This is a genomic window from Intrasporangium sp. Soil_C_50, assembly GCF_057656595.1.
On the sequence record NZ_JBDGKB010000001.1, the window covers coordinates 1,481,369 to 1,496,576 of the forward strand.

A 15,208-nucleotide genomic window follows, 5' to 3' on the forward strand; every position below is an offset into this window, starting at 1 on the left:
CATGTCCCCCATCACCCCGACGACTCCCATGACTCCAGCGCCCCCGACCCCGCCCGCCACGTCTGAGCCGACGCTCGCCGGGCTGACGCGTCCCGCCCCCGACGACGCCGCGCACCTCGCGGCGCTCCACGCCGCCCTCGTCGAGCGCGCCTCGTCGGCCTCCGTCCTCGACGCCACCTACCGCGTCGTCGACTCCCCGCTGGGGACGCTGCTCCTCGCCGCGACCGACGCCGGCCTCGTGCGCGTCGCGTACTCGGTCGAGGACCACGACCGCGTCCTGGACACCCTCGGCGAACGAGTCGGTTCGCGGATCCTGAAGGACGGCAAGCGATTCGACGATGCCGCCCGCCAGCTCGACGAGTACTTCGCCGGCATGCGGCGCACCTTCGAGCTGCCGTTTGACCTGCGCCTCGCGCACGGCTTCAGGCTCGACGTGCTGCGCCACCTCACCGCCATCCCGTACGGCTCGACGGAGAGCTACGCCCAGGTCGCGGTGGCGGCCGGCAGCCCCCGCGCGGTCCGCGCCGTCGGCTCCGCGTGCGCCACCAACCCCCTGCCGATCGTCGTTCCGTGCCACCGCGTCGTCCGCTCCGACGGCAGCCTCGGCGGCTACCTGGGCGGCCTGCCCGCCAAGGAGACCCTGCTCCGCCTCGAGCACGCGGCGTGAGCTGGCCGGTGCGGCGCACCCGCGTCGCCTACGAGAACGCCTGGATCCGCGTCCACGAGGACGAGGTCACGCGTCCCGACGGCGGCCCGGGCATCTTCGGGGTCGTCGAGGTGCGCCGGCCGGCCGTGTTCGTCGTCGCCCTGACCGACGCCGACGAGCTCGTCCTCGTCACCGTCGACCGGCACACCGTCGGCCAGTCCGTCGAGGTGCCCGCCGGCGGCACCGACGGCGAGGACCCGCTCGTCGCCGCCCGCCGCGAGCTGGCCGAGGAGACCGGCCTCTCGGCGCGCGAGTGGCGTCGGGTCGGCGTCATGAACGCGCTCAACGGCGTGTGCCGGGCGCCTGAGGTCGTCTTCCTCGCCACCGGCCTCGAGCCTGTGGCCGGCAGCGGCGACCGGGCCCGGGCCGAGGAGGGCATCTCGGCCGTGCGACGGGTGCCGGTGGCGCGGGTGCTCGACCTGGTCCGCGACGGCGGCATCACCGACGGCGAGACGGTCGCGGCCCTGATGTTCGCCCTCGCCCACCTCGGCCGCGTCTGCTGACCTTCCGGTCGAACTCCTCGCCGAACCGTGCAACGCTTCGCCGGGCCGGCGTGTCCTTGGGGTGTACGACACCGGAGACGGACCCGACACACCACCTGACGACGACCTGACGACCAACCTGACGAGCGAACCCGGCGGGAGCCCATGAGACGCAGGGACGAGGCGGCCTTCCGCGCCTTTGTCGAGGAGCGGCAGACCATGCTGCGCCGACGCGCCTACCTGCTCTGCGGCAACTGGGCCGACGGCGACGAGCTCGTCCAGGAGGCCCTCGCGCGCGTCTACGCGGCCTGGCCCAGGATCGCCGACGGTGCGCAGACCGCCTACACGAGACGCACGATGATGAACCTCTACCTCAACGACCAGCGCAAGCGCCGGCGCGAGGTGCTGACCGACGAGGCCCCCGAGCCGCTGCCGTCGCACCCGTCCGGCGCCGACCACGACCGCGAGCTCGCGATGACGCTGACCGACCTGCTCAAGGGCCTGCCCGAGAAGCAACGGGCCGTTCTCGTGCTGCGCTTCTGGGAGGACCTCACCGTCCCCCAGATCGCCGAGTGCACCGGCGTCGCCGAGGGCACCATCAAGAGCCAGATCTCGCGGGCCCTCGCGGCGCTGCGCGACCGGCTCGCCGAACCACCGCTCTCGGGGGCAGGAGCCGTGACATGAGTGACGACCCGACGCGCCGCCCCGGCCCAGTCCCCGACCGGGACCCCGCCACGGATGCAGCCCCGGATGCAGCCCCGACGCCGGAGCCCGGCGAGCTGCAGCTGCGAAAGGCGCTGGCCATGACGAACGACCTCGAACCCCCGCGCGACGACCTCTTCGCCCAGCGTGCCCTGATGCGCGGCCGGGCCCGCACGGCCCGACGCCGCAACGCGGTGCTCGGCACCGCGGCGGCGGTCGTGCTCGTCGGCGTCGTCGGCGCCGGGTGGGCCCTGTCGGGCGGCCGTACCGCGTCGTCGTCGTCCGCGGGTTCGGCCGCCAACGCGCCGGAACGCATGAGCGACAAGGGATCCGACTCCGGAGCCCAGGGCATCGCGCCGGGCGCGACCGGGTCCCTCGGCAGTGGCAACGGCAGCGGCCCCTCCGTCCAGGGCAGCCCGATGCCGCCCGCGCGCGACACCTCGGAGTTCTTCGGGGCGCTCCAGACCCCGGCCACGCGCGCCTTCGACGCCGTGTCAGCCACCGTCACGACGCGCTGGCCCGACGTCTTCTCCGGCGCGTACGCCGGTGACGCGGGCGGCACGTCGGTCGTCGTCGCCGTCACGCGCCGCGACCCCTCCCTCGAGTCGTTCGTGACCGGCGCGATGCCGAGCGGCTCGGTGCGATTCGTCGACGCGTCGCACACGTGGGCCGAGAAGGTCCGCGTGGCCCAGCAGGTCCGCGACGACTCCCTCGTCCTCAAGGGGCAGGGCATCGTCGTCTACGGCGTCGGGATCGACGCACGAGGCGACCGCGTCGTCGTGTCGGCCGACGAGCGCAGCGCACCGGGAACCCTCGAGCAGCGCTACGGCGACGTCGTCCGCGTCGTCGCCACGACGGCGTCCGTGCCGGGAAAGCTGCCGAACGGCGGTACGCTGCCGACGCTGCAGCACTGACCACCCTCGGGGGTCCTGCGTCCCGACGGGGGTCGGACGCGGGACGGACCGGCCGGGGCCGCGAACCCTCCCGCGCGCGCCCCGGCCGCGTCCCACACGCGCGGCTAGGCTGGCCGGCATGCAGCAGCCGACCCCGCCGACGGCGCCGATGAGCCCGCTCGAGGCGCTGCGGCGCATCTGCTTCCTCCTCGAGCGCGGCCGCGAGAGCAGCTACCGCATCGACGCGTTCCGGCGCACCATCGAGGCCATCACGCTCATCTCCGACGATGAGCTGCGCGAGCGGTCCGAGGCCGGAACCCTCAAGCAGATCAAGGGGATCGGCGACTCCAGCGCCGCGATCATCGGGCAGGCGGTGCGCGGCGTCGTGCCCGCCTACCTCGTCTCGGCCGAGGAGAAGCACGGCGAGCCGCTGACCCGCGGAGGTGCCGAGCTCTACGCGGCCCTGCGCGGCGACCTGCACGCCCACTCGAACTGGAGCGACGGCGGCAGCCCCATCGAGGAGATGGTTCTCGCGGCCGTCGAGCTGGGGCAGGAGTGGATGGCCCTGACCGACCACTCGCCGCGCCTCACCGTCGCCAACGGCCTCTCCCGCGAGCGCCTCATCGACCAGCTGAAGCGCGTCGACGCCATCAACCGCAGCGTCGGCGACAGCTTCACCCTGCTCAAGGGCATCGAGGTCGACATCCACCTCGACGGCTCGCTCGACCAGGACGACGACCTCCTCGACCAGCTGGACGTCGTCACGGCCTCGATCCACTCCAAGCTGCGCCAGCCGGCCTTCGAGATGACGCCGCGGATGGTGGCGGCCGTGCGCAACCCGCACACCAACGTCCTCGCGCACTGCACCGGGCAGCTCGTCACGGGGGGCCGCGGCAAGCGTCCGCCGTCGCAGTTCGACGCCGAGAAGGTGTTCCGCGCCTGCCTCGAGAACGACGTCGCCGTGGAGATCAACTCCCGGCCCGAGCGGTGCGACCCGCCGGACGAGCTCATCGAGCTGGCCCGCGACCTCGGCTGCCTCTTCAGCATCGACTCCGACGCCCACGCGCCGGGCCAGCTCGACATGAAGTCGCTCGGCTGCGAGCGCGCCGAACGCCTCGGCATCCCGGCCGAGCGGATCGTCACCACGTGGCCCGTCGAGGACGTCCGGGCGTGGGCGAAGGGCTGATCCGGGGTGTCCGAAACGACCTCTCGCACAGGCTTCGAGGGCCGATTTGGAGGGTGCGCAGAACTCCCCTATAGTTCTCGACGTCCCAAGCGGATGGTTCGGGCCAGTCCCCATCGTCTAGCGGCCTAGGACTCCGCCCTTTCACGGCGGCAGCACGGGTTCGAATCCCGTTGGGGATACGCAAGACCACAACTTCATATGCAAGGCCCCGTAGCGCAGTTGGTTAGCGCGCCGCCCTGTCACGGCGGAGGTCGCCGGTTCGAGCCCGGTCGGGGTCGCCCCTTCGAGAGGCGCCACTCATGCGAGTGGCGCCTCTGGCGTTCCCGGGGGATCCGCCCCGACGCCCGCAGGCTCCAGCCCTAGGGTTGGCCGGGTGCACATCGCGGTCCTCGACGACTACCAGGGCGTCGCCCTGTCCAGCGCCGACTGGACGCCCGTCACGGCCCACCCGACGCGTCCCTGCCGGGTCGACGTCTTCCGCGACCACCTCGACGAGCCCGAGGCCCTCAGGCGCCGCCTCGAGCACTACGACGCCGTCGTCGTCATGCGAGAGAGGACGCCCCTTCCGGCCAGCGTGCTGACCCGCCTGCCGCGGCTGCGGCTCGTCGTCACGACCGGCCGGCGCAACCCGAGCATCGACGTCGCCGCCGCCACGGCGTCGGGAATCACCGTCTGCGGCACCGAGAGCCGCGCGAGCGCCCCGGCCGAGCTGACGTGGGCCCTGGTCCTGGGCCTCTCCCGGCAGCTCGTCACCGAGGCCACGACGGTGCACGACGGCGGCTGGCAGACCACCGTGGGCCGCGATCTCGACGGCCACACGATCGGCGTCCTCGGGCTCGGCCGCCTCGGCACGCGGGTCGCCGCCGTGGCCCGCGCCTTCGGCATGGACGTCCTCGCGTGGAGCCCCCACCTGACGCCAGAGCGCGCCGACGCGTCGGGGGCCACCGCCGCGTCGCTCGACGACGTGCTCCGACGCTCCGACGTCGTGTCGGTGCACCTGCCGCTCGTCGAGGGCGAGGGCGGCACGCGCGGGCTCATCGGGGCGCGCGAGCTGCGCCTCATGCGTCCGGGCGCCCTGCTCGTCAACACCTCCCGCGGCCCGATCGTCGACGAGACGGCCCTGCTCGGCGCGCTCGCCTCCGGGCACCTCGGCGGCGCCGGGCTCGACGTGTTCGACGTCGAACCGCTACCGGCCGACCACCCGCTCCGCACGGCGCCGCGCACGCTCCTGACCCCGCACGTCGGCTACGTCACCGAGGACACCTACGCGACGTTCTTCTCCGGCGTCGTCGAGGCCGTGACGGCATACCTCGACGGCAGCCCGGTCCGCGTCCTGTAGAGGACTCCCCCGCGGGGCGGCCGCCCGACCCGACGCGCTCGCTCAGCGGTGGCCGGAGCGCAGGACGAGCTCGAGCTCGAAGCGCACCTCGGGATCCTCGAGAGCCTCGCCGAAGAGCTGCTTGAGCTGGGCGACGCGGTAGCCGACGGTCTGGGGGTGCACGAAGAGCTCCTCGGCCATCGGGGCCCGCTGCCCCTGGTGGCGGAGCCAGGCCAGGAGGGTCTCGGCCAGCCGGGCCCGCACGGCCGGACGCAGCCCGTCGAGCGGGGCCAGCCGCACGAGGGCCAGGTCGTCGATGGCGAGGGGCTCGGAACGCACGACGAGCTCGGCGAGCCGGTCCTCGACCCAGAGCGGGTCCTTGCCGGCGTGGGGCTGGTCGGCGGAGGGGCCGAGGCCGTGGGCGCCCGCCGAGGCCGCGAGGTGCAGTGACTCACCCGCCGCCTGCCAGGCCCGCGCGGGGCCGACGACGGCGCGCCGCCCGCGCAGGGCCCGGTCGAGGTCGCGGCGCCGGACGCGTCGGTTGCCGAACGGGTAGACGACCACGACATCGGTCCCGCGCTCGGCGACGAGCCCGTCACGGCCGATGGCGGCCCGCAGGCCCTCCACGTGCGGCGAGGGCACGAGGCCGACGACGACCCGCTCGGGCAGGGTCCAGCCGACCGCCGCGGCGAGGCGGGCCACGCCGCCGTCGCTCGAGTCGCCGCGCAGGATCGACTCGAGCAGCTCGGCGCGCAGCCGCTGCAGCTCCCCCGCCCGCTCGGACTGCTCCTGGGCATAGCCCTGCGCGCTCGCCGCGGACAGCTCGTCGATGTAGGCGAAGAGCGACTCGCCGAGCGAGAGGAGGGCATCGGGCGGCATCTGCGACACGTCGACGGTGCGCGAGATGGCCCGGAAGGTCACGCGAGCGCCGTAACGGTAGGCGGCGAGCAGCGCCTCGAGACTGCGGCCGGAGCGCACCTCACCGCGGCCGAGGTTCTCGTAGACCCACTTGCCGTCCTCGCTCAGGGCCGGCAGTCGCGTCCCGGGCAGGTCGAGGAAGCGGTGCAGCGCCACCTGGACGCCCTGGCGCACCCCCTGCCCGAAGCGTCCTTCCATCGGCATGGCGTAGACCGGGACGTCCTGCGGGATGCCCTCGATGATGGCCTCGACGATGTCGGGGACGACGGGGCGCAGGATGCGGCTGATTTCGGCGGGCAAAGACAACCACGGCGGGTCAGACGTGGCGTGCGCCACTTCGGCCTCCTGCTTTTTGTCGCGAGGCAATAGATTCCTGTCCCAAAGAGTACGCCTCGACCCAAGATCCCGGGACCTGTTCGCTGCCACCATGGAGGTATGAGCCAGCTGCGAGCACTTCGGCGCATGGCGTCCGTCCTGACCACCCCCCTCGACCCCGAGGACTTCTTCGCCCTCGTCAACCCGCTCTCGTCCGCGCGGCAGCTGCGCGGCGTCGTCACACGCGTCGTGCGCGAGACCGCGGACTCGACGACGATCCACTTCCGCCCCGGCCGCGGCTGGAACGCCCACGAGGCGGGCCAGTGGGCCCGCATCGGGGTCGAGATCGACGGCGTCCGCCAGTGGCGCAGCTACTCGCTGTCGGCCGCCGCCGGGCACGACCCGGCCATCACCGTCACCGCGATCGGCGCGGTCTCCACGGCCCTGGCCCGCGACACGCGCCCGGGCGACGTCCTGTTCCTCGACGTCCCGCAGGGCGACTTCGTGCTGCCGGGCCACCCGCGTCCGCTGCTCATGCTCACCGCCGGCAGTGGTCTGACGCCCGTCATGTCGATGATCCGCACGCTCGTGCCGCGCCGGCCCGACGCCGACGTCGTCCTCGTGCACTGCGCCCGCACGCGCGAGGACGCCCTGTTCCACGACGAGCTGCTCGAGCTCGCCGACCAGTTCCCGGGCCTCACCGTCCGGCACTGGTTCACCCGCGAGCACGGCCCGTCGACCGAGGACGCCGGGCGCCGCCTCGACCTGTCCTCCACCACCGACCTCGACGCCCTCTGCCCCGACTGGCGCACCCGCAAGGCCTTCGCGTGCGGGCCCGCCGAGCTGCTCGACGACGCCGAGGCCCTGTGGGAGCGCGAGGGCATCGACGGCACCGACGACACAGGTGCCGACCTCACCATCGAGCGCTTCGCTCCCGTCCTGCTGCCGGGAACCGGCGGGGAGGGCGGGGTCGTTGTCTTCGAGAAGTCCGACAAGGAGGTCGAGGCCGGCGGCGACGTGCCGCTCCTCGACGCCGGGGAGGGCTGCGGCGTCGTCATGCCGAGCGGGTGCCGCATGGGCATCTGCCGCAGCTGCCTGACACCGCTCGTGGCCGGCAAGGTCCGCGACCTGCGCACCGGAGAGGTGCACGGGGACGAGGGCGAGCTGATCCAGACCTGCGTCAACGCCGCCGCCGGCCCTGTCCACCTGGACATCTGAGAAGGGAAACCCATGACCACCACCGTGAACCGACCCACATCGACGACGCCCACCGGCGCGTCCGCGGAGGGCGCCGCGATCCAGCCCAGGAAGCCGATCCTCGCTGCCGCCGGTGGCCCGGCGAAGCGCCCCAGCGCCGCCGCGCACCTGTCCGACGCCGATGTCGAGCGCCTCGGCCAGGAGCTCGACGCGCTCCGCGACCGCATCATCGCCTCCCGCGGCGCCAAGGACGCGGCCTACATCCGCCGCGTCATCCGCGTGCAGCGCACCCTCGAGGTCGCCGGCCGCGCCACGCTGCTCCTGTCGAAGAAGAAGTCCGCGTTCGTCGCGGGCACCGCGATGCTCTCGGTGGCCAAGATCCTCGAGAACATGGAGATCGGCCACAACGTCCTGCACGGCCAGTGGGACTGGATGCGCGACCCCGACATCCACTCGACGACGTGGGAGTGGGACTTCGTCACGCCGGCCTCGGCCTGGAAGCACACCCACAACGACCTGCACCACACGTGGACCAACGTGCTGGGCAAGGACAAGGACGTGGGCTACTCCGTGCTGCGCATGGACGAGGACCAGCCGTGGCGTCCGGTGAACATCTTCAACCCGGCGATCAACCTGGTGCTCGCCCCGTTCTTCGAGTGGGGCATCGCCATCTACGACCTCGAGCTCGAGGCGGTCAAGGAAGGCGAGAAGTCCAAGGGGGCCCTCAAGAAGGACCTCAAGGCGGTCGGGCGCAAGGTGGCCCGCCAGTTCACCAAGGACTACGTCGCGACGCCGCTCGCCGCTGCGCCCTTCGGCTCGAGCAAGCAGGCCCTCATCGGCACCTTCACGGCCAACGCGATCCGCAACGTCTGGGCCCACTCGGTCATCTTCTGCGGCCACTTCCCCGACGGCGTCGACACCTTCTCCGAGGAGGAGATCGAGGGCGAGACCCGCGGCGACTGGTACATCCGCCAGATGCTCGGCTCGGCCAACATCTCCGGGTCGAAGCTCATGCACCTCATGACCGGCAACCTGTCCCACCAGATCGAGCACCACTGCTTCCCCGACCTGCCGAGCAACCGGTACGCCGAGGTCGCCGTCGAGCTGCGCGAGATCTGCGAGCGCTACGGCCTGCCCTACACGACCGGTCCGCTGCCGAAGCAGGTGTACCAGGCCTGGGCCAAGGTCTTCCGCCTCGCGCTGCCCAACCGTCCGCGCCCGCTGCCCAAGCAGGCGGCCAAGGCCGTCAACGGCCCGGTCCCGCCGCGCCGCGTGAGCCTGCCGATCGCGGCCCATGTCGGCTGACGCGTCGAGCGCCGGCTCGCTGCCCCTCGGGGGCGGTGGGCCGGTCGCGGCGTTCTTCGACCTCGACCGCACGCTGATCCGCGGGTCGGCCAACTACCCGCTCGCGATCGCGGCCTTCCGCGGCGGCCACGTGCCGTGGCGCGACCTCGTCAAGGACACCGTCAACGCGGTCTCCTTCCACCGCAAGGGCTCGACCGACGCCGGGTCGGAGGCGCTGCGCGAGCGGATCCTGCGCGCGGTGGCCGGCATCCGGCAGACCGACATCATCCACCTCACCGACGCCATCGTGCCCGGCATCGTCCGCAAGGCGATCCCGGCGTCGATGACGCTGTTGTCCGAGTGCAAGTCGCTCGGGCACGACCGCATCGTCGTGTCGGCCTCGCCCATCGAGCTGGTGAGCCGCATCGCGGCGGCGCTCGGCCTCGAGGGCGCCGTCGCCACCCGCAGCGAGCTCGACGACGAGGGTCGCTACACCGGGCACCTGTCCGGCGAGTTCTGCTACGGCGCAGGCAAGGTCATCGAGATCGAGAAGCTCGCCGCCGAGCGCGGCTACGACCTGTCGCGGTGCACCGCCTACAGCGACTCGGTCAGCGACCTGCCGATGATGGAGCGCGTCGGGCAGGCGGTGGCGGTCAACCCTGACCGCGAGCTGCGCGAGATCGCCCACGAGCGCGGCTGGCGCGTCGTCGAGGTCGGCCGCAAGCGGCACTGACGGCCGGAGGGTCGGCCGGTCGGTCGGTCACCGAGGGCCGGAGGACCGGCCGCTCAGCGCTGGCCGGTGAGCGAGCGGTGGCGGGCCTCGAGGCTCGAGAGGACGTCCTCGACGCGTCCGATGGCGTCCTCGACGGCGGCGCGGCAGCGCTTGATCTCGCTGCGCACCGCGAGGTCGGTGAAGATGTTGTCGAAGAGGATGTCGACACCGCGGGTCAGGCCGTCGAACCGGGCCAGCCGCACCCCGCGCAGGTGCAGGTCGTCGAGCTCGCGGGTGAACCGGTCGAGCGCCTCGCTCGCCAGCTGCAGCGTGCCGCGAGCCTCGTCGAGCCGGTCGTGCTTGATGGCCGAGCTGAGCATGCCGCCGCCACCGAAGGTGTCCCAGCCCGACCACGCGTCGGCCGACTGCACCAGCGCGTAGGCGGCCATGAGCGCAGCGTGTGCGGTCTTGCCGGCCGCGTGGGCCTCCTCGACCTCGCGCACCTCACGACGGGCCGCGAGCTCGCGGACGGCGGCGCCGGGGGCGTCCGGGTGCGACGCGTCGAGGCCGTCGGCGCCCCGCGCCACGACCTCGAGGGCGAGCTCGAGGCGGGTCTCGGCGTCGGACAGGGCCGCCGAACGGCCGCGCAGGCGGGCCAGCTCCTCCCGCTGCCGCTCCACCTCGGAGGCACACTCCTCGAGGGCGGCTGCGGCGGCGTCGGCCTCGTCGCTCTCGCGGGCCAGGTCCTGCTCCCTGTGGCCGCGCAGCGTCGACCAGAGACGCGTCGGCGTCACCTGCCCGAGACGCTCGACGTCGCGCTGCTCCCGGGCACAGGCCTCCCGCAGCTGGCGCAGCCGGGCGGTGCCGTCGGCGAGGTCGCGCGACGCGGCCACGAGCCGGGCGTCGACCTCGGCGCGCTCACGCACGTCGGCGCGGGCCCGGGCGAGGATCCGCAGCGGCGTCGGGAGGTCGTCGGGCACGGGCGAGGACGTGGTCACGGCGGTGAGAGGGCGGCCACGGGCGTTCCGTTCCCGGCCGGTCCGGTCACCAGGAGGTGTGCAGCGGGCGGCCCTCGGCGAACCCTGCGGTGCTCTGCAGCCCGACGACGGCGCGCTCGTGGAACTCCTCGAGCGTCCTGGCGCCGGCGTAGGTGCAGCTGCTGCGCAGGCCGGCGATGATCTCGTCGATGACGTCCTCGACCGACGGGCGCGCCGGGTCGACGTACATCCGGGCGCTGCTGATGCCCTCCTCGAACAGCGACTTGCGCGCTCGGTCGTAGGCGCTGTCGCCGGCCGTGCGGTTGCGCACGGCGCGCGAGCTCGCCATGCCGAACGACTCCTTGTACATGCGGCCGTCGTTGTCGGTGTAGAGGTCGCCGGGCGACTCCAGCGTGCCCGCGAACCAGGAGCCGATCATGACGTTCGACGCGCCGGCCGCGAGGGCAAGCGCAACGTCGCGCGGATGGCGCACTCCACCGTCGGCCCACACGTGCTTGCCGAGATCTCTTGCAGCCGTGGCGCATTCGAGCACTGCTGAGAACTGCGGGCGACCCACTGCGGTCATCATCCGCGTCGTGCACATGGCACCCGGCCCGACGCCGACCTTGACGATGTCGGCGCCCGCCTCGACGAGCTCGCGGGTGCCGGCGGCCGACACGACGTTGCCCGCGACGACCGGCACCGAGGGGTGGAGCGCGCGGACGGCGCGCAACGCGTCGAGCATCTTGTCCTGGTGGCCGTGCGCGGTGTCGATGACGAGCACGTCGGCGCCGGCGTCGAGCACCTCGGCCGCCTTGGCGGCGACGTCGCCGTTGATCCCGACCGCGGCCGCCACCCGCAGCCGGCCCGACGCGTCGACGGCAGGGCTGTAGAGGCCGGCACGCAGCGCGCCGCCGCGCGTGAGGATGCCGACGAGCTCGCCCGAGTCGGACACGACGGGTGCGACCTTGCGCCGCGCCTCGGCGAGGCGCTCGAAGGCGTCCTGGGGCCCGATCGACTCGGGCAGCACGACCATGCCCTCGCCCATGACGTCCTGCACCTGCGTGAAGCGGTCGACGCCCGTCAGGTCCTTCTCGGTGACGATCCCGACGGGCTTGGGGCCGTCGACGACGACGGCCGCGCCGTGGGCCCGCTTGTTCAGCAGGACGAGGGCCTCACCGGCCGTCATGTGCCGCTCGAGCGTGATGGCGGTGTCGTGGACGAGGTGGCGCTGCTTGACCCAGCCGACGACGTCGCGCACGACCTCGGTGGGGATGTCCTGGGGGATGACGGTGATGCCGCCGCGCCGGGCCACGGTCTCGGCCATGCGACGGCCGGCGATGGCCGTCATGTTCGCCACGACGAGCGGGATCGTCGTGCCCGTGCCGTCGACGCTGCCCAGGTCGACGTCGAGGCGGCTCGTCACCGACGAGCGGCTCGGCACCATGAAGACGTCGTCGTAGGTGAGGTCGAGCTGGGGCTGGAGGCCGTTGAGGAACTGCACGAGAGACCACTGTAGGCGTTGAGGTGGGATTCCCCGGCCCGCCATCCGCGGCCTCTGTCAGGGTCCTCCCGGATCGACCCCTGAGCTGACCACGATTCTGGCCCGGTTCCCTGTCGCCGGCGGCCTCGGGCTCCTAGCGTTGACAGAGGTGGTGACGCCTCCGCGACCGTCTCCAGAGAAGGGGAATCGCCATGAAAGACAGCACAACCGGACAGGTCGGACGCCTGGCCCGCCTACCCTCCTCCCGCGTCACCAAGTGGCTCGTCGTCGCCTTCTGGATCATCGTCGTCGGGCTGCTCGCAGGTCCGGCCGGCAAGCTCCAGGGAGCCCTGAACAACGAGGCGTCCTCCTGGCTGCCCGAGGACGCCCAGTCGACGCAGGTGGTCAACCAGATCGCGGCGTTCCAGGACAAGAACGAGTTCCCCGCGGTCGTGGTCTACGAGCGTCCCAGCGGGGTCACCCAGGCGGACCTCGCCGCGGTCTCGGCGCAGGTCGCGAAGTTCAACGCGCTCCCCTCCGTCAGGAAGGATGCGGTCGGGCCGATCCCGTCGCAGGACAAGCAGGCGCTGCAGGTCATCGTCCCGGTCGCCGCCGGATCCGACGGCTGGGAGTCGCTCGGCACGGCCGTCACCCAGATGAAGGACATCGCCAAGGACACCCCGGCCGGCCTGTCGATGCACGTCACCGGCCCGGTCGGGTATGCCGCCGACTCGTCCGAGGCGTTCTCCGGCATCGACGGCAAGCTGCTCTACAGCGCCGCTGCCGTGGTCATCCTCATCCTGCTCGTCACCTACCGCAGCCCGATCCTCTGGATCGTGCCCGTCGCCTCGGCCGCCGTCTCCCTGTTCATCGCCCAGGGCGTCATCTACTTCCTCGCCGACAGCGGCACGTTGACCGTCAACGCGCAGAGCTCGGGCATCCTCACCGTCATCGTCTTCGGCGCCGGGACCGACTACGCCCTGCTCCTCGTGGCGCGCTACCGCGAGGAGCTGCGACGCCACGAGGACCGGCACGAGGCCATGGCCTTCGCCCTGCACCGTGCGGGGCCGGCCATCTTCGCGTCGGGCTCGACGGTCATCGCCGGCATGCTCTGCCTGCTCTTCGCGACGATGAGCTCGACCAAGGGCCTCGGTCCCGTCGCAGCCATCGGCATCGCCGTCGCCCTGCTCGTCATGCTGACGTTCCTGCCCGCCCTCCTCGTGGTGTTCGGGCGCTGGTTCTTCTGGCCGGTGCGTCCGTCGTACGGCTCCGTCGACCACACCCGCGACGGCTTCTGGTCCAAGGTGGGCGCCCGGATCGCCCGCGCCCCGCGGCAGACCTGGATCCTCACGTCGGTGCTCCTCGCGGTCGCCGCGCTCGGCATCCTCCAGCTCAATGCCGTCGGCCTGCAGAACAAGGACTCCTACTACACGAAGCCGCAGTCGGTCATCGGCGAGGAGATCGCCGCCAAGCACTTCCCGGCCGGCGCCGGGTCGCCGGTGCTCATCCTCGCGAACACGCCTCAGGCCGCGGCGGTCAAGAGCGCGGTCACGTCGGTCGAGGGTGTCTCCCAGGTCGCCGATCCCGTGTCACGAGAGGGCCGCTCGCTCATTCAGGCCACCTTGAAGGACGCCCCTGACTCCGACGCGGCGGCCGCGACCGTGGGCCGGGTCCGCGACGCGATCGCCACCGTGCCGAGTGCGGATGCGATCGCCGGCGGGGACACCGCCACACGCGTCGACACGCTCCAGGCGTCCTCGGCCGACAACGTCCGCATCATCCCGATCATCCTCGGCGTCGTGCTGCTGATCCTCGTGCTGCTCCTGAGGGCGCTGATCGCGCCGCTCGTGCTCATCGGCACGGTCATCCTGTCGTTCGGGGCGGCGATGGGCTTGTCGGCGCTGGCCTTCCACAACGTCTTCCACTTCGCCGGGGCGGACACGTCGCTACCGCTGTTCGTCTTCGTCTTCCTCGTCGCACTCGGGATCGACTACAACATCTTCCTCATGACGCGCGTCCACGAGGAGTCCAAGCAGGTCGGTGTGCGGCGTGGCGCGCTCATCGGGCTGGCGGCAACCGGTGGCGTCATCACGTCGGCCGGGCTCGTGCTCGCCGGAACCTTCGCGGTGCTCGCGACGCTGCCCGTGGTGGCGTTCGCCGAGATCGGCTTCGCCGTCGCGCTCGGCGTGCTGCTCGACACGCTGATCGTCCGTTCGGTGCTCGTCACCGCACTCAACCTCGACATCGGTGGCCGGATGTGGTGGCCGAGCCGCCTGGCCCGCGACGACGCACGCCTCGCCGCAGCGGCCGACGCCGCCGAGTCCGCCGCGACGGAGGAGGAGCCTGTTTCTGCCGCGGGCGTAGGCCGTTGACCTGCGCGTGTTGCGGAGTAATCCTGATTACATGATTACGAACGAAGCACAGGAGCGGGTGCGCGGCTGGTTCGCCGGACGCCTGCCCGAGGAGTGGCGCCGCGAGGCGCCGGAGGTGACCGTCGACCGCGAGGAGATCACGGTCCGGCTCACCATCGACGACGTCGACCTGCCCGACGGCTCGAGCGACGCCGAACGCGCCGAGGCCCGGGCCGGGCGCGCCAAGGCCTTCCGCGAGGACACCCGCGGCCGCCGCATCGAGATCGCGCGCGAGGCCGAGCACCGGTTCGAGCGCAAGGTCTCGTGGGCCGTGAGCGTCGGCGACCGCACCGAGCTGTGGACCCACGTGGCCGCCCCCACGATGACCAGGCTGCGCCAGCCGGAGCGGCTGGTGCTCGACACGCTCGTCGAGGCCGGGGTCGCCCGGTCGCGCGCCGAGGCGCTCGCCTGGTGCGTCAAGCTCGTCGGCCAGCACGAGAGCGACTGGCTCGACGAGCTGCGCGAAGCGATGGCCCGCGTGGCCGACGTCCGTACGAAGGGCCCCGCCGCCTAGGCGGAACCCGGGTCAGGCCTCGGGGGGTCTCGTCGGTTCGAGGTGGTCCGTCGCGCTCGGGCGCGAGGCATCACCTCGACCGCGAGGGCGACAGGTCGTTCGAGGTGAAC

Annotated in this window: 14 protein-coding genes and 2 tRNA genes; 13 read left to right on the forward strand and 3 right to left on the reverse strand. The window is 72.6% G+C overall.

Going from position 1 to position 15,208, the window contains the following annotated elements; all coding sequences use genetic code 11:
• Nucleotide 1 precedes the first annotated feature (1 nt).
• The 8 genes from AC3A5R_RS06990 to AC3A5R_RS07025 all read left to right on the forward strand — a co-directional run bounded on the left by AC3A5R_RS06990 (nucleotide 2) and on the right by AC3A5R_RS07025 (nucleotide 5,308).
• A complete protein-coding gene (locus tag AC3A5R_RS06990) occupies nucleotides 2-667 on the forward strand; it encodes a methylated-DNA--[protein]-cysteine S-methyltransferase (RefSeq protein ID WP_487620004.1) in 666 nt (221 codons plus the stop codon).
• Nucleotides 664-1,209, forward strand: coding sequence for an NUDIX domain-containing protein (locus AC3A5R_RS06995; RefSeq protein ID WP_487620005.1), 546 nt, complete (start codon nucleotides 664-666; stop codon nucleotides 1,207-1,209). Before AC3A5R_RS06990 ends, AC3A5R_RS06995 begins: the two co-directional genes overlap by 4 nt.
• A gap of 144 nt (nucleotides 1,210-1,353) precedes the next feature.
• Entirely contained in the window at nucleotides 1,354-1,872 is a 519-nt protein-coding gene (locus AC3A5R_RS07000) for an RNA polymerase sigma factor (protein ID WP_487620006.1), read from the forward strand.
• Nucleotides 1,869-2,804, forward strand: a complete 936-nt coding sequence (locus AC3A5R_RS07005) for a hypothetical protein (protein WP_487620007.1) — start codon at nucleotides 1,869-1,871, stop codon at nucleotides 2,802-2,804. Before AC3A5R_RS07000 ends, AC3A5R_RS07005 begins: the two co-directional genes overlap by 4 nt.
• Before the next feature lie 118 nt (nucleotides 2,805-2,922).
• Nucleotides 2,923-3,969 (forward strand): PHP domain-containing protein, encoded by a 1,047-nt coding sequence (locus AC3A5R_RS07010; RefSeq protein WP_487620008.1) that lies wholly within the window; start codon nucleotides 2,923-2,925, stop codon nucleotides 3,967-3,969.
• 106 nt (nucleotides 3,970-4,075) lie between these two features.
• Nucleotides 4,076-4,148, forward strand: a tRNA-Glu gene (locus tag AC3A5R_RS07015).
• Nucleotides 4,149-4,173: 25 nt separating this feature from the next.
• Nucleotides 4,174-4,247, forward strand: a tRNA-Asp gene (locus AC3A5R_RS07020).
• A 95-nt stretch (nucleotides 4,248-4,342) separates the two neighbouring features.
• Entirely contained in the window at nucleotides 4,343-5,308 is a 966-nt protein-coding gene (locus AC3A5R_RS07025; RefSeq protein ID WP_487620009.1) for a D-2-hydroxyacid dehydrogenase family protein, read from the forward strand.
• Nucleotides 5,309-5,350: 42 nt separating this feature from the next.
• On the opposite strand, the gene AC3A5R_RS07030 is transcribed toward AC3A5R_RS07025, so the two are convergent.
• Nucleotides 5,351-6,505 (reverse strand): PucR family transcriptional regulator, encoded by a 1,155-nt coding sequence (locus tag AC3A5R_RS07030; RefSeq protein ID WP_487620010.1) that lies wholly within the window; start codon nucleotides 6,503-6,505, stop codon nucleotides 5,351-5,353.
• 135 nt (nucleotides 6,506-6,640) lie between these two features.
• Here AC3A5R_RS07030 and AC3A5R_RS07035 point away from each other — a divergent pair, with 135 nt between their 5' ends.
• Genes AC3A5R_RS07035 through AC3A5R_RS07045 form a run of 3 tightly spaced genes read left to right on the forward strand, consistent with a single transcriptional unit; the run spans nucleotide 6,641 to nucleotide 9,734 of the window.
• A complete protein-coding gene (locus tag AC3A5R_RS07035; protein WP_487620011.1) occupies nucleotides 6,641-7,738 on the forward strand; it encodes a ferredoxin reductase in 1,098 nt (365 codons plus the stop codon).
• Between the two features lie 12 nt (nucleotides 7,739-7,750).
• On the forward strand, nucleotides 7,751-9,022 hold the full coding sequence (locus AC3A5R_RS07040) for a fatty acid desaturase family protein (RefSeq protein WP_487620012.1): 1,272 nt from the start codon (nucleotides 7,751-7,753) through the stop codon (nucleotides 9,020-9,022).
• Entirely contained in the window at nucleotides 9,012-9,734 is a 723-nt protein-coding gene (locus AC3A5R_RS07045) for an HAD family hydrolase (protein WP_487620013.1), read from the forward strand. Before AC3A5R_RS07040 ends, AC3A5R_RS07045 begins: the two co-directional genes overlap by 11 nt.
• Before the next feature lie 53 nt (nucleotides 9,735-9,787).
• Here the strand turns inward: AC3A5R_RS07045 and AC3A5R_RS07050 are convergent, their stop codons facing one another.
• Together AC3A5R_RS07050 and AC3A5R_RS07055 are read right to left on the reverse strand one after the other, a co-directional pair.
• On the reverse strand, nucleotides 9,788-10,711 hold the full coding sequence (locus AC3A5R_RS07050; protein WP_487620014.1) for a hypothetical protein: 924 nt from the start codon (nucleotides 10,709-10,711) through the stop codon (nucleotides 9,788-9,790).
• 46 nt (nucleotides 10,712-10,757) lie between these two features.
• A complete protein-coding gene (locus AC3A5R_RS07055; protein ID WP_487620015.1) occupies nucleotides 10,758-12,194 on the reverse strand; it encodes a GuaB1 family IMP dehydrogenase-related protein in 1,437 nt (478 codons plus the stop codon).
• Between the two features lie 191 nt (nucleotides 12,195-12,385).
• Between AC3A5R_RS07055 and AC3A5R_RS07060 the strand changes: the two genes are divergently transcribed.
• Together AC3A5R_RS07060 and AC3A5R_RS07065 are read left to right on the forward strand one after the other, a co-directional pair.
• Complete coding sequence (locus AC3A5R_RS07060) at nucleotides 12,386-14,545, forward strand: MMPL family transporter (protein WP_487620016.1); 2,160 nt, start codon at nucleotides 12,386-12,388, stop codon at nucleotides 14,543-14,545.
• Between the two features lie 31 nt (nucleotides 14,546-14,576).
• Nucleotides 14,577-15,098, forward strand: coding sequence for a hypothetical protein (locus AC3A5R_RS07065; RefSeq protein ID WP_487620017.1), 522 nt, complete (start codon nucleotides 14,577-14,579; stop codon nucleotides 15,096-15,098).
• Nucleotides 15,099-15,208: the final 110 nt, after the last annotated feature.